This is a genomic window from Streptomyces sp. NPDC052101, from assembly GCF_040680235.1.
GTDB lineage: Bacteria > Actinomycetota > Actinomycetes > Streptomycetales > Streptomycetaceae > Streptomyces.
In genome coordinates, this window is sequence record NZ_JBFAWH010000070.1 from 1 (window position 1) to 13481 (window position 13481).

Annotated in this window: 14 protein-coding genes and 1 pseudogene; 4 read left to right on the plus strand and 11 right to left on the minus strand. The window is 67.7% G+C overall.

Annotated elements, in window-relative coordinates; translation table 11 throughout:
* From AB0L75_RS42785 to AB0L75_RS42815, 7 genes are all read right to left on the minus strand, one after another.
* The coding region (locus tag AB0L75_RS42785) for a transcriptional regulator (RefSeq protein WP_365191707.1) at window positions 1-1171 on the minus strand (1171 nt) is incomplete at its 3' end.
* Window positions 1172-1339: 168 nt separating this feature from the next.
* The gene (locus AB0L75_RS42790; protein WP_365191708.1) at window positions 1340-1858 is read right to left on the minus strand and encodes a DUF6624 domain-containing protein; all 519 of its coding nucleotides are present in this window, start codon (window positions 1856-1858) and stop codon (window positions 1340-1342) included.
* 195 nt (window positions 1859-2053) lie between these two features.
* The gene (locus tag AB0L75_RS42795) at window positions 2054-2848 is read right to left on the minus strand and encodes a class I SAM-dependent methyltransferase (RefSeq protein WP_365191709.1); all 795 of its coding nucleotides are present in this window, start codon (window positions 2846-2848) and stop codon (window positions 2054-2056) included.
* A gap of 160 nt (window positions 2849-3008) precedes the next feature.
* The gene (locus tag AB0L75_RS42800; RefSeq protein ID WP_365191710.1) at window positions 3009-4391 is read right to left on the minus strand and encodes a DUF6302 family protein; all 1383 of its coding nucleotides are present in this window, start codon (window positions 4389-4391) and stop codon (window positions 3009-3011) included.
* 425 nt (window positions 4392-4816) lie between these two features.
* Window positions 4817-5389, minus strand: a complete 573-nt coding sequence (locus AB0L75_RS42805; protein ID WP_365191711.1) for a hypothetical protein — start codon at window positions 5387-5389, stop codon at window positions 4817-4819.
* 384 nt (window positions 5390-5773) lie between these two features.
* A complete protein-coding gene (locus AB0L75_RS42810; RefSeq protein WP_365191712.1) occupies window positions 5774-6346 on the minus strand; it encodes a DUF6415 family natural product biosynthesis protein in 573 nt (190 codons plus the stop codon).
* On the minus strand, window positions 6343-6684 hold the full coding sequence (locus tag AB0L75_RS42815; protein WP_365191713.1) for an ATP-binding protein: 342 nt from the start codon (window positions 6682-6684) through the stop codon (window positions 6343-6345). The genes AB0L75_RS42810 and AB0L75_RS42815 overlap by 4 nt, the downstream gene beginning before the upstream one ends.
* 607 nt (window positions 6685-7291) lie before the next feature.
* On the opposite strand from AB0L75_RS42815, the gene AB0L75_RS42820 reads away from it, so the two are divergent.
* Both AB0L75_RS42820 and AB0L75_RS42825 read left to right on the plus strand, forming a co-directional pair.
* Window positions 7292-8680 (plus strand): Tat pathway signal protein, encoded by a 1389-nt coding sequence (locus AB0L75_RS42820; RefSeq protein ID WP_365191714.1) that lies wholly within the window; start codon window positions 7292-7294, stop codon window positions 8678-8680.
* Window positions 8681-8752: 72 nt separating this feature from the next.
* Window positions 8753-9253: an SAM-dependent methyltransferase gene (locus AB0L75_RS42825; protein WP_365191715.1), complete on the plus strand. Its 501-nt coding sequence runs from the start codon at window positions 8753-8755 to the stop codon at window positions 9251-9253.
* 62 nt (window positions 9254-9315) lie between these two features.
* Here the strand turns inward: AB0L75_RS42825 and AB0L75_RS42830 are convergent, their stop codons facing one another.
* On the minus strand, window positions 9316-9702 hold the full coding sequence (locus tag AB0L75_RS42830; protein WP_365191720.1) for an ATP-binding protein: 387 nt from the start codon (window positions 9700-9702) through the stop codon (window positions 9316-9318).
* Between the two features lie 254 nt (window positions 9703-9956).
* Here AB0L75_RS42830 and AB0L75_RS42835 point away from each other — a divergent pair, with 254 nt between their 5' ends.
* Entirely contained in the window at window positions 9957-11198 is a 1242-nt protein-coding gene (locus AB0L75_RS42835) for a helix-turn-helix transcriptional regulator (protein ID WP_365191716.1), read from the plus strand.
* A gap of 74 nt (window positions 11199-11272) precedes the next feature.
* On the opposite strand, the gene cutA is transcribed toward AB0L75_RS42835, so the two are convergent.
* Window positions 11273-11593, minus strand: a complete 321-nt coding sequence (gene cutA / locus AB0L75_RS42840; RefSeq protein WP_365191717.1) for a divalent-cation tolerance protein CutA — start codon at window positions 11591-11593, stop codon at window positions 11273-11275.
* 194 nt (window positions 11594-11787) lie between these two features.
* The gene (locus AB0L75_RS42845) at window positions 11788-12561 is read right to left on the minus strand and encodes a hypothetical protein (RefSeq protein ID WP_365191718.1); all 774 of its coding nucleotides are present in this window, start codon (window positions 12559-12561) and stop codon (window positions 11788-11790) included.
* Window positions 12562-12755: 194 nt separating this feature from the next.
* On the opposite strand from AB0L75_RS42845, the pseudogene AB0L75_RS42850 reads away from it, so the two are divergent.
* Window positions 12756-13029: pseudogene (locus AB0L75_RS42850) on the plus strand (helix-turn-helix domain-containing protein); the annotation flags it as partial.
* Between the two features lie 5 nt (window positions 13030-13034).
* Here the strand turns inward: AB0L75_RS42850 and AB0L75_RS42855 are convergent.
* Window positions 13035-13481, minus strand: a 447-nt coding sequence (locus AB0L75_RS42855; RefSeq protein ID WP_365191719.1) for a PQQ-binding-like beta-propeller repeat protein, incomplete at its 5' end; no start/stop codon positions are given.

A 13481-nucleotide genomic window follows, 5' to 3' on the forward strand; every position in this document is an offset into this window, starting at 1 on the left:
AAGTGATCATGAGTTCTACGCGGTCACGGGTTCGGTCCTTGGCCATGCCTTTCGCTGTCTGCAGCGCCCGCATCCCGTCGTCAGCCAGGCCGGCGACCGCGAGCGCCCACGCTGCCTGGCCCTCCAGCTCACAGCGGTCGAACCACGACAGCCACTCCGGATCACGCGCGTGCCCGGCGGCCGTGAATGCTTCCCTCGCCCGAGCGACGGCATCCAGCGTCGGCTGCTGCTGACGGTTGAGTGCCCACGCCCGGGCCTCGGTGATCGCGGCATAGGACATCACCAAGGGCGGCACACCGGCACTGGCCAGCACCGCGGCACGAGCGTGGGTAATCACATCCCGGCGCTCGCCCTGGGCGGCGGCCAGCCGGGCTTGGTGGATGTGCACGCGCGCAATCCGCGCACGGTCCCCGATCGCCTGGGCCAGCCTTAGGGCCTGCAGGTCGTACCTCTGGGCCAGTCCGGGTAACTCGTCGTCGTAGGCCATGCTGGCGGTCGCCAGCACCGCATCCGCGACACTGCCGTACAACCGCCTTCCCAGACGCTCGGTGAAGCCACCGTTGAGGAGCGGCGTGGCGTGAGTGGACAGAAAGGCAGCGAAGACAGATCGGTACTTCCCGCCTCCATGCCGTGCGTCCAACCGGCCATAGACCCTGGTCTGCGCCTCCAGCAGTTCGATGTCCGACACCATGACCTGGAACCGGCCATGCCCGGACAGATCGGTGTCCGGCGGCATGACGAGCGCCTGGTGCGAGGCATCCCGGAACTCGCCGGGCCGGAACGTCCTCTCCACGAGTCTTCGGTCGCGCCCGGCATCGAGTTCCCACAGCTCAGCCAGCATCCGAGCCGCGTGCGGCAGATCCCGGTACAGGAGGGAATCCAGTGCAATGTTCGATTCCTCCGGCCAGCCCAGGCTCCTCGGGGGCACGGGGTGGCCCAGAGCCATGGACAGCACGTGGCATGCGGCTGCCGCGAGCGGCGGACTGGGCCGGTTGTCCCCCGTGCACCATCGAGACACGGTGCCCGGATTGCCGGTGTATGAGATGCCGACCTTCTGGCAGTACTCGAACACGCGCTGGGCAAAGCTGCGGACAGACCAGCCGAGTTGGTTGAGATGCCTCTCCAGGACGTCGTTCCTGCCTTCGGGTGCTGCAGAGCGGGAGCGCGCCATCGTGTCATCTTTCTACAGGCCGAAGCGGCGAAGACCTGACGGCGTGTAAACAACGGCCCCAGAGCAGGGCAGACGCATCCGCCGATTGGGTGATCAAGGGGAGTCCTTTCAATCCGTCGTGGTCGTCAGCTCGGACTCGCTGAATTGGCCCCCGCCCGGGGCTGGTGGTCAGTTCCGCTCATGCACCGCGCGGAGTTGCCGGTCATACACGTCCTGCGGCTCCAGGCCGAGCGCCATCCGCCGTTCGTCCAGGCGCTCCGGGTCCTCGACCAGGTACGGCCCTACAACGTTGCCCGCGCCGTCCTGGTCGTACTGCGTGCCGTACACCTGCGGCCGGCCGTCGGCGACCCGGACCCGGTCGGTGAGAAGGGCGAAGTGCCGGGCCGGCACATCACCGGCGAGCGCCGCGTGGGTCAGCAGTTCCAGTGCGCGGCGCTGGAACTGGGTGTCGTGGTCGGCGTGCTGTGTGATCAGCCACGCGGCATCGGCGCCTTCTTCACCGGCGAGGTCCACGCCCGGCCAGCCGTGCGCCGACACGACGGTCCTCAGCCAAGCCGTGTTGTCCACATCGATGGCCTGCACCGCCTCGGAGTCCTCCGGGAGCCGTGACTCCAGCATGCGATGCCTGGCCGTCTGGTCTCGCTCCATGCGCTCCTTCAACTCATTTGCCAGGTCCGGCCTTTTCACTGCTTGTTCCTCCTCGGTGGGGACGGACGGGCCGCGCCGTCCAGGTGCGGCGTGTGCTCACCCGTGTCGGGTTGGTCAGTGGTCACGGGCCGGCACGGGGCGCCAGGCGGGGTGGGAGGGCTCCCCGTGCCAGCCGATCAGCCCCGCTTCCTGGCTGGTGTGACGCCCGATCGGCAGCCACGAAGCGGGAGTTCTTCAGCAGGGACCGCGCAGCACGATTCCGATCAGGCTGCCGCTGCCGTCCAGGCCGTAGGTCGTCATGAACTGCCATCCAGGACGCAGCACTTCGATCTGCCGCCCGGTCAGGCCACGGTGGGGGGCCGTCGGAGGCATCAGCTCTGCGCGGTGCGTCGTGATGTGCAGCACGCCCGAGCGGATCAGCCAGCGTCGCGCGTCGGTGAGGAAGCGGGGCAGGTCCAGGAACTCCAGGCTGTGCCGACACACCATGATGTTGACGGAGCCCGGCTCCAGCGCGCCCGGGATCGCGTCGGCGTTGAAGTCGTGTCGGGCGAACGTCAGCAAGTCCCCGTGGTCCTGGTGGCTGGCCCGCGCGTGCTCGATGGCGACGCCGCTGAAGTCGAAGGCCCTCACGGTCAGACCCCAGGTGGCCATGTGCGCGGCCATACGGCCCTGGCCGCAGCCGACGTCGACGACACGCTGCCCGGACTTCACGGCCGCGTAATTCCGGAACATCTGACGCTCGAACGGCGTCGGATCCGGCACCCGGTAGCCCTTGGCGTACATCGCGTCCCAGTACTCCGGCGTCTGCCGCTCATGCACGACGTTCAGGGTGCTCACCGTGTTCATGCGGCCGACTCCGGGCCTCGAACCCTGGCCTGCCCCCTCCCACAGCCTGGCCAGCCTGCTCGGGTCGCTGGTCAGGACCTCACCGGACGGGATGCCGAACAGGTTCATGCCCGGCGAGGGAGGGGCCTTGTCCTCTACTACGCGAAGGGCAGCGCCGGGCTCGGGTGGCGGCAGGTGGTTCATCGTGCGTCCTCTCAATGGTGGGCGTACAACAGCAGGGCCTGATTTCCGATAGCGGCGGCGAACAAGATCTGGGTAGCGATCTGCCGCTCTTCCTGCCACAGCGATGGCGTCGTTCAAGTTGTGGCGAGCGCCGCCCTGACCGGCAGGGCTTGCCGCGCGGTCAAGAAGGATGCGGGCGATGTTGGGCCGCTGTGAGCGCTTGGCCGTGGTCGGGCTCCGAACGGGACTGCGTCGACGAGGCGACGCCCGGCTGAACGGCGGCAGACTTCGCCTCCCCAGCGATCGGCTCCAGTTTGAAAGCGAGCCCGGCGAGCGCGCCGGCCTCATGGGGGGCGAGAGCGGCGTGCGGGTGACCGGGGTGCCAACGGTTGGTGGGTACGAGTCCCGGCGACTCCAGAGGCCAGTCCCCGAACAACTCCTCGATGAGGGCGGGATCACGCGGCTTGTAGGTGATTCCCGCCGCGCGGAATGCCTTGGTGAACCGACTCATGCAGTTATCGCCGAGATCAGCGGCATGGGTGATAGACATCGCGCTGCCCGGTGGCAGTTGCTCCCTGAGTATGGCCAGCGATCTCTTCACGATCGTGTCGGTGCCGATCCAGGGCAGGACGTCGTGCAGCAGCACCGCGATCGGGCGGTTCCAGTCGAGCAGGTGCTGCACCCGGCCCGAGGTGAGGAACTGACGCGTGTACCGGATGTCGCCCTGGACGTACTGCGGCTTCATCGGGTGTTCTGACAGCACCGCGCGGCTGAAGCCGAAGAGGGTGCGATCGTGGTCGGCGTAGACCACGCGCGCGGTGTCGTGGTGCCGGGCCACGATGGCGTGGAGCGGGTCATGCAGGGGGTTGTCGCTGGGCCCGAAGTCGGTGGCGGCCGGCAGTCCGGACCCCAGGTCGAGGAACTGGTCGATGCCGCGTGCGGTGAGGTGGCTGACCACGGCGGGCAGGTGCGTGCGGTTGACGACAGCAGCTGTGGACAGGGTCTCGGCGTCGGCCGGAGTGAGCGAGCGGAGGAATGCTCTGTCCGCCATGTAGCTGTCCCCACGGCGGCCGAGGAGGAGATCGTAGATCCGTGCCACGCTGGGGGCCGCGGGGAGCGCGGGCAGCGGTGTGACGGGGATCCGCGGGTCGTAGCGGGTCTGCTCGGCTACGTATGCCTGTACACCGGCGTCGTGGTAGCCCCACATCCTGGCCCGTTGCCGCGGCCCCTCAGCGTGGGTACGCAGACCCCAGCGGATGGTGCGCGGCGCGTCGATCGCGCTGCTGAAACTACCGTCCCTCAGATCCGGGAACCCCGGCTTGCCGTCCAGGGCCAGCAAGACGATCAGGGCCTGGCTCCAGCCGGTCACTGTGACTTCCCCGGCCACCCGCCGGCCGCCCAGCGGGACAGCCAGGCAGGTGTCACAGGAGTCGCCCTTGCCCAGCCGGATCTCCACGGCCGCCTCGACGAGCGCGGGATCTGCCAGCCGCTCCGCCATCATGGCTCCTTGGCCCGCGCATCGCGACAGGGCGCTGCTCTGGGGCATTCCGGCGGTCGTGCTCACGTCAGAACTCCTTTGCGTGAATGGGTGATTTGCCAACACAGCGGCGCGAACCGCTGATCTTCCTCAGCTGCGAGCTGCTGCATGGCTGGAGTCGGCTGCCGTCCGCTCCTGGGCCGAAGAAGGGCGGCCAGGAGAGCGCAGGTGACGATGGAGAGGAGGAAGGCGCCCGGCGTCCGCCGACCTCGACGTTGAGGCACTGGGTACGCAGGTCGGCGCCAATCCGGCCGTACTCGGTGGATTCCTCGACGCCGTCCATCGCGACGTTGCCAGTCGGCCCGGAGGCCGGGGCTCTGGAGGCCCCAGGCGAGCACCGTTTCGACGTTCGCCAGGGCCTCGGAGATGTCGGCAATGGAGGGGGGCTAGGGCGGCCATGCGCTCACCTGGACCGTGCAGGCGCTTGCCGTTCCACTGGTGCTGTGTTGGCATCAGAGGTCCACCGGCCCGCGGGAGAGTACGGCACGAACGGTTTTCCCGGGGCCTTCGTGGTGCAGGAACCAGGAGACCTGGGCACCCAGTTGCGCGATCTGTCGAAGGCCGCCGCCCTGTTCTCCTCGAACTGCGGCCTCGAAGTCGGGGAATGACCGGTTGAGGTCGGTCACGTCGATGAGCAGATTGCCTGCTTCGTCTACGGCGGCGCGTAGGAGCAGTGTGTGCGTCGTCGTGTGATTGGGCAGGCCGTGGCGTACGCCGTTGGAAACCAGCCGGGCGACCACCTCAGCGGCTTGGAGAGTGGAACCCATCCAGCCGAGCGTGGGAAGCATGGCACGAATCCATACCCGGCCCACCCTCACGGCGCGGATTTCATCGCTGGGCAGGTCAGTTTGGAGGCTGGCGGCGATCGACGATGACCGCACAGCGGGCAGGAGATCTGTTCCTGCGTGCTCGACCGGCGGCTGCACGGTGCGGAGCAGCTGTGGCAGCGCCCGGTAGACCAGGCTTGCCTGAGTGGGTGCTGCTCCACCCAGCATCTTCCGAGCCTGCTTGGCGATGTCCTCCACGTCCCAGACCGTCGTGTGAAGGTCGTCCTCCGCGTACTGCTTCAGGGTCCTGCCGCGAGCCAGCGCTTGGACGTAGCCGAGGACGTCAGGGGGGCAGCCAGTCGGCGTTCTCTGGGTCCGGAAGGTCAAGGACGCCGTGGACACGCGCACGAAAGACGAGTTCTGGCTGCCGGCCCTGCGGCCGGACGCGTTCGGCGCCGAGTTTCTTTGCCGCCGTAGCCCAGATCGGTCCCAGGCCGACCGCAGGAATTCGGTACTTTTCCTCGGCCAGCTTCCCCGTGATCTCTGAGCCGTCGTGGCCAAGCGCGGCCAGAGCGAGCGCACGCCGTTCTGGCGCAGACAGAGGGGCGGCACCCGCCGGTAGTTCGGGGCGTACGAGAACCGTCATGGCCGGCCCCGCTGCGTCTGGTCAAGGACCACAATGGACGCACTGGCTGCGGCCGGCCCTGTCTTGGTGCCGGGTGCCGCGAGGGGCTGTGCCTCGGCGAACACCGGTAGCGAGCCATCCTTCAGGGAGTCTGGCATCTTCATGATCTCGTGCTCGACCAGGAGGTCCAGCAGCTCGTTCACGGCCCACCCCATTCGGCGCAGGTGGCCGAGGGCCTGCTGGTAGTCGCCCGGAATTTCCTGCTCGCGCAAGTAGCGCGCCTGCTTAATGCGCGGTTCCGGCTGATCCTTCTCCTCAGCGACGTAGTTGAGGGCGGTGCCTACGAGATGCATGAGATGGCTGCGGAGGCGCAGCCCCAGTGCTTCGACCCTGTCCTCGGGCGTCGCGATGGTGTCGAGGGCGTCCGCCACGTCGTCCAGGACGGCGTCGCCGTCGTATGGGGTCCAGGCGCGGATCTTCGCAAGGGCTTTGTGCATGGCGGCTTCTGCCGGCAGCCTGGCGGGCTCCACGGGGTGGTCCCAGCCAGGCGCACCATCGCTGCCGCGGCGGGTGAGGGCGGTGGAGGTCACTGGCGTCCCTCCCGTGCGGGGAGGAGACACCAGATGGTGGTGCCGTCTTCGCTGACGCCCCAGTCTCCGCCGCTCTCCTGGACCAGGGCGCTGACGAGCGCGAAGCCCCGGCCCGTCTCGGCACTGTCGTTTGGCTGCTTGGGCTTGATGCTGCCCTCTATGCCGTCGTGGACGTTGATGCGCAAGCGGTCTTCCTGGAGGGTCACCTTCAGACTGATCTCCGTGGTGCCGCCGTGCAGGATCGAGTTGGTGACCAGATCGGAGACAATCACCAACACGTCCTCGATCATTGCCCCGAGACCGCAGTATTTGAGCCGTGCTGCGGCGATTCGGCGCATGATGCCTACTCGGACTGTGTCCTCGGGCCGGGGCGGCTCGCCCCGCCGGCGTGGAGCAACGGGGAATCTCTCATCCATCACGTCCCCGTCGCGGCGGAGAACCGCGCGAGGCGTCCTTACGGCTGTCGTCGTCATCACGTCCTCTGGGGGGAGCGCAGGACTGAGCGGGCAGCGGACACAGCCCTGCGCAAGGGGGTCCGCTCCGGGGCGGGCGGGAGGATGGTGCAGGCTTCGGTCAGGCAACGGGCCGGCGGGGCCGGGCTGGTGGGCAAGGGCCCTCGTCCAGCACGAGTGCCACCGTCTCCGCTGCGGCAACTGCCTGATTCCGCTGCGGGCCCGGCTCGGCGTTGACGCCACCCTGTCTGCTCGGACCAACTTGCTGACAGGTGTCCCGATGGATAGCCAGCGGAATGCGCATGACACAACTCCTGTACGGATCCGGCCAAGTTGAGTGGAGGTCGCCGTACGGATCCGACGACCGGCGTGCAAATCGAGTGATCCGGCGGCTACGTTGAGCGAACCGTGAATCCCCGTCGGGGGGTATGCCTGCGCAGTCCCGAGGACCGTCAAAGGCGTCAAAGATCATTTCGGAACCGAGGGGCAGCCCATGGCCCGCGTGCGAAACGTCGCCCTCGCCGCACTTCTGCGTGAAGCAGGCTGGTCCCAGCCACAAGCAGCCGCCGCAGTCGCCCGGGTAGCCACAGAGAGCGGGGCGCGTGAGCTGGAGGCCATCTCCCGCTCGCACATCGCCATGTGGGTCCAGGGCACACGACCGAGTGGAAGAGCGCCGCATATCCTGCGCGAGACGCTGTCCCGCAGGCTTGGCCGCCGTCTCACCCTGGCCGACCTCGGGCTGGAAGGAGTGCCGACAGGCACGACCGACAGCGGTTCCGACTGGAGCGTCGACCCTCTGACCGTGCTGGCTGAGCTGGGAAGCGACGACCTCGATATGCACCGACGTAAGCTGCTGGCGACCGCCGCGTACTCGGCCGCCGGCCTCGTCTTGCCCACCGCCTCGTGGTGGGCAGCCGCCCCCGCCGCTGCGGCCAAGCGCCCAGCAGTCTCTCCCCGGCTGGTGACACAGGCCGACATCGACGACGTCCGAGAACTGACGACCTTTTACTCCGCGCGCGACCAGCAGCGCGGAGGGGCCTCCGGCCGATCGGCACTCGCCGGCCATCTTCGCGACGAAGCGGTGCCCCTGCTTGGCAGCAGGCACCGCACGGAACAGATTCGACGTGACACCTACTCGGCCGTGGCGGAGATGACCTACCTGGCGGGGTGGATGGCTTTCGACGCCTCCGAGCACCGCACTGCCCAGCGCTACCTCACCCTTGCCGCCCACATTGCAGCTGAAGCGGGCGACGGGCCGCTCGGCGGCCACATCCTGCGCGCCCTCGCGCATCAAGCCGTGGACCTCGGTCACCCCCGCAGAGCGCTTGCATTGGCCGACGCATCCATGTCCCGCGACCGGTACGGCCAGGCCAGCCATCGCGAGAAGGCCCTGCTCGCGATCGTTCACGCCCGAGCCCTCGCGGCGGACGGCGACCGCGCCGGAACCCTCGCGGCAATCAGCCGCGCAGAGCAGGATCTTTCCCGCGCCGACAACAACGGCGGCCCCAGCCGCGTGGACTTTTTCCAAGAAGCCTCCCTGGCCCACGAGACAGCTTGTGCCTTGCGTGACATGGGGCAGCCACTGGACGCGGAGATCCATTTCAAGCGCAGCGTCGCTACCCGCCCCCGGCAGCAATACGCCCGCACCCACAGCGTGACACTCGGATACCTCGGCGCCGTCCAGGTCCAGCAGGGACGCCTTGATGAGGCGTGCGCCACCTGGAGCCAGGCCCTCGATGCCATGGCTGGAGTCCAGTCCGGCCGCGCCCGCGACGTCATCGTCCGTATGCAGAGCGACCTCTCGCCCGTCCGGCAACGTGGTGGTCGCCACGTCGTCGAACTGGACCGCCGCGCGCGAGGCATGCTGCGCGCCATAGGCTGACCGCAGAGCAGATCCGCGGCGCCGACCCGAGGCCGCCGTACATGCTGAGCCCAGGGAGAGGAGCGAGCGCTGATGCCGACCTACGAGGTCGAATCGATCGCCAAGGTCGTCGGGGGCCACACCCGCGTGCAGGACGACTACCAGGGCGGGGTCGAATCGATCATCCGGCTCAACGATGAGTACCCCCTCGAAACGCTTCAGGGAATCGAGGAGTTCTCTCACCTGACGGTTACGTGGCGCTTCCACCTGGCGCGACCCGAAGACGTTCAGCTCCACGCACGCAGTCCACGGGGAAACCAGAGCTGGCCGGCGACCGGTACGTTCGTCCACCGCAACCACCGGCGCCCCAACCAATTGGCGATCAGCTATCCGCGGTTGCTCGAGGTCAAGGGCCGGGACGTCCTGGTCACCGATCTCGACGCCGTAGACGGGACGCCCGTGATCGACCTGGCCCCGTACTTCGTACAGATGGGGCCTCGGGGCCCGATCCGTCAGCCGGCATGGCCTGGCGAGATGCTTGAACCGAACTACTGGGCGAAGGCAAGTGAACGGCCCTCGGAGCGCTCTATGTAGCGGGGGCGACAGAGCTGTGCCGCTCGTCATTCGCATGGACGGGGGCGAGCTGGAGGTCTGATTCAAGCCTCAGCCCTCGCATATCCGAACTCACACCATGTCTCCTCGCCGCTGCTCTTCCACGCGTCTGAGATCGCATGGACAAGCCGGATCCCGCGACCGGATTCACCGTCGGGTCCGGCTTCCTTGAGTACAGCTGGGGCTGGGTTGTGGTCGGTTACCGAGACGCGCACCAAGTCAAGGGCCACCGTGATCCGGAGCAAGACTTCGCCCTCACCGTGAACCACGGCGTTGGTGACCAGCTCTGAGACGGCCAGCACGACGAACCCAGCCACCGACTTCGGAACGCGGCACCGCCGCAGGAAGACCCTGGTTGTCTGCCGCATCTCCCCAACTTTCGTGAGATCAGGGAGAAAAGCCGCCTGACAGGCACGTTGTGCCGCCGGTATGTCGGCCCGTGCCGATGCGCTGCGTCGGTCCTCCTGAACTGACCTCACGTCTGACGCGCCTGCTGTGGCCGCGAAGCTACGGATGCCCCCGCCGGGCGGGGTCGCCTCTTGGAGCCTGGTCATGGGGGCTATCGCACCGCGCTGCGACGCCGTTGACCAGGGGAATCCAGAGGGGGAAAAATCTGTCAAGGGGGGAAACTGGAGGGGGAATTGAGTCCATGATTGGATTCCGTCCACCAACAGAGGTCACACTCATGTCAGATCCGTTCGCCGACCTGCTCCTCCGGCTTCGGCAGGATGCAGGGCGGACGCAGGAGGAGCAGGCAGACGCCATTAACGCTGTCTCCGGCCGGGACACGATGACCCGCCGAGAGATCAGCCGCTATGAGAACTTCGAGAACGTTCCTACCAATCACACAATCGGTCACATTGCGGCGGCCTGCGGTGTCCCCTTTGAGGAGCTACAGCGGGAGGCTAAGGCGGCCCGTGCTCGAAAGAGGAAGGGGCACGCCAGTGCAGGGGAGGGCCAGGACGCCGTGAAGCGTCGCACGCTGCTGGGTGGCGCCGCTATCGGTGTGAGCGCGGCTGCGGAACCCTGGGGGCGCCTCGCCTTCGCCCTCAACAAGGGTTCCAAGATCGATTCGTCCGCCGCCGCTGCCCTCATCGACCGGGCCGCTGAACTGCACGTCCAGGAACTCAATCTCAGCGCCCGGCGACTGCAAAGCACGGTCGAGTCGCATCTTGACGCGATCACCGCCGCCTTGCCTCGTGCCAGCGAACACGAACGGGCTCTCACCATCGCTGCCGGAGAAACCGCCGCTTTGGCCGGTTGGGTGGCCTGGGACCTGGGCGAGCACGACAAAGCTGACGCCTACTACAAGGTAACCTCGCAGTGCGCGGCGACCGCCGGGCATCCTCCCCTTCGAGCCTTGGCCCTGACATACGCCAGCTACGGCGCCTCCACGCCGAAGGCGAGGTTGGAGCTCCTTTCCCAAGCTGCCAGCGACGTGCGGGGCTACGGCAATGCCACTGCTGCCGCCTGGGTCCTCGGCAGGCAGGCGGAAGAGGCTGCGGCGGCCGGCGATGAGACGGGAGCGCTCCGAGCGTTGGAGCGAGCGCGCTTCGCCTACGACTTCGCGGATCACACCAGCGAGCAGGCGTGGGTCCGGTTCGTGACCCCGTACCGCATGGACTCGTTGGCCCTCTCCGTATACGGCCAGTTGAAGCGTCCCGAACTCACACCCACAGCTGACACTGCAGTCGACCGCCTCGGAGAGGAACTACCGGGCGGGGGCGTCGTGGTTCTGGGTGATCTCGCTTCGGCCCTACTGCGTGGGGGCGACGTCGACCAAGGCGTCTACGTGTCACGTCAATTCGCTGCGGCGGCACAGGCCAAGCCCAACACGATGGGCAAGGAGCGGGCAGCGACTATCGCAGCATCACTTCCCGACAGTGAGCAGGAACTCGCACTTCATCTGCTGCAGTTCGCATCCTGAGCCCCCTTGCGAGGTACGCGGACAAACTCAAGGACGAGAACGCCGTCGTACTGCCGGCCCGTCGCTTCTCTGCCCTATGCCGTCTCCTCGACAACCCAGGACAGGTACGCCTCCGACCCACCGGTCACGGGTAGCGTGATCCACTGGGGGACGTCGTACGGATGCTTCTCGTGCACCCATGCCTCTAGCGCCGGGAGACGGTCCGTCGTAGTCATGTACGAGATCCGCCACTCCTGCGCTGCCTCGACCTTGCCCTTCCACCAGTAGAAGGCGGTGATTGGCGCATCGATGTGAACGCCCGCCGCCAGCTTGCTCTCGACCGCGCCCCGGGCCAGCGCCTTCGCCTGGTCTTCGTCATCGCTTGTGGTCTGCGCAATCACGACATCACTGGCCATGCAGCTACCTCTCCCACTCGGTGTAACTCGACCCTACCCAGCCGGTTGGTGTTGCGTACCCGGGAGGAGCTGGTCAGCACGGAGTAGTTCGCCTTAACAGGAGCACACCCGGCTGATGCGCGGCTACGGTTTGAGTGGGGCCCGGTGCCGCCTCCCCCGTCGGTACCGGGCCCTTCGTACGCCTTGGGTGATCATCACCGTGCCGATGGGCCGGGTGTGGCGTGCAGCTGGGCGAGGATCGTGATCGAGGTGCGGAGCATCCCAACGGCCAGCGGCGGGGTCAGCGCGGCGTGGGTGAGGTCGCCGTGGGCGTACTTGTTCCGGATCGGCCGGCCGCAGCTGTCGAGGAGGTCGTACTGCTCCTCGGTGATCAGGCCGTCGGCGTGGGCCTTCTTCAGGTAGTCGGCGAGGGTCCCCTGGCCGTAGCGGTCGGAGAGCGCGGTCTCGATGGCGATGATGGAGGTCGCGGCGCCGATCATCATGAACTCGTAGCGGTAATAGCTCATGCGGATCAGCTCGCGGGCCGTGGTCAGCACGCTCTCCGCGGCCTGTGGCAGGCCGGGCGGGATGACGAGGTCGCGGACCAGATTATGCATGTCTGCGAACTGGCCGGCCCAATGGCGGAAGCGTGTGTCGGGTACGGGCCAGGGCAGTTCAGGGGTCTCGCTCATGCCCCGGATTCTGGCAGCGCGGCCCCGTGAGGACAGCTTCTTTACCAGCGCCCCTGTATGGCCCGGCGGGGGCCAGCCTGCGTAGTCGTGTTGTATCCGGTCGTCCTGGGCGCGGGCGGCGATGGTGGTGGCGGCCTGCTCAAGGGCTGTGAGGAACGGGTCGTTCGCGGCGGCGAGGACCGCGGCCCTCATGAACTCGTCGACGGTCTGACCGGCGGCCGCCGCGGCGAGCTGCACCTGGTCGTGCTCGGCGGCCGTCAGAGGCACGGTGAAGGCTCGAGCCTGTGCGACGTCCATGCAGGACCGTACCAGCGTCCCTAGGGGGCGTCAGGAGTCGTCTCGGGGGATCTTGGCTGAGGCCAAGGGGGCTCGGACTATTTAGGGGGTGCCCCTGTCTCTGCCACCGCTGCTGTACCTGACCGCCGACGCCTGGGACAACCCGCATACCCCGCTGCTCCAGGACGATCCGGCGCACCATGGACGGTGGCGTCGCTGGCCGCCCGTTCGCCGCCACCGCCGACGCGCTGGGCGGGCGCGCGGTGGCGGCACCGGCGATCCCTGGCCGCCATCGGCTACGGCTCCAATACGCTGGCACGCCTACTGCGCCTCCCGCGCGCCCGGGCCATGGCCCGCACCGGATCCCTCCTCTCCGAGACCGCCACCCGCACCGGCTACGCCGACCAGGCACACCTGACCCGAAACGTCCGGAAGTTCACGGGCCTACCTCCCCCCGCCTTGCTGAACCACCCACCGGGCGCGCTCTGAGGAGGTTACGCAGCCGAGTATGAGCACACACGTTGGCCACTGCTCGGTTCCGGCCAGCCTCTGGCCAGAAGCCCTTCGAGATCGGTCCAGAGGAAGCATGCGATGTCCGGACCGTGGCCGATAAGGAGTCCTGCGGGGATCGCCGCTACGCAGAGACCCGTGTCAGGGAGTTGAGTGCTCCACATCTTCCGCCCGGTTGCCGGGTCCCACACGATCACGGTCTTGTCGTGGCCGGTTGTCACGGCTACGGGCGTCCCGTCGGGTAGCGCAGCGTTGCCGACGGCAGAGAGCCACTCCATGTGGCCGGTGAGGGTGTGGCGGGGGGTGCCGGTTTCCAGGTCCCACACGATTGCCGTCTTGTCGTAGCTGGCCGTGACGGCGACGGGCGTCCCGTCTGGCAGGACGGCACCGGTCACTCCGTTGACCTCACCGCGGTGGCCGGTGAGGGTGTG

What these genes read in the sequence shown, in the direction of transcription:
- AB0L75_RS42795 (WP_365191709.1), bottom strand. Translation starts at nt 2,848, where the DNA reads ATGAACCACCTGCCGCCACCCGAGCCCGGCGCTGCCCTTCGCGTAGTA.
- AB0L75_RS42815 (WP_365191713.1), bottom strand. Translation starts at nt 6,684, where the DNA reads ATGCGCCGAATCGCCGCAGCACGGCTCAAATACTGCGGTCTCGGGGCA.
- AB0L75_RS42820 (WP_365191714.1), top strand. Translation starts at nt 7,292, where the DNA reads ATGGCCCGCGTGCGAAACGTCGCCCTCGCCGCACTTCTGCGTGAAGCA.
- AB0L75_RS42825 (WP_365191715.1), top strand. Translation starts at nt 8,753, where the DNA reads ATGCCGACCTACGAGGTCGAATCGATCGCCAAGGTCGTCGGGGGCCAC.
- AB0L75_RS42835 (WP_365191716.1), top strand. Translation starts at nt 9,957, where the DNA reads ATGTCAGATCCGTTCGCCGACCTGCTCCTCCGGCTTCGGCAGGATGCA.
- cutA (WP_365191717.1), bottom strand. Translation starts at nt 11,593, where the DNA reads ATGGCCAGTGATGTCGTGATTGCGCAGACCACAAGCGATGACGAAGAC.
- AB0L75_RS42845 (WP_365191718.1), bottom strand. Translation starts at nt 12,561, where the DNA reads ATGGACGTCGCACAGGCTCGAGCCTTCACCGTGCCTCTGACGGCCGCC.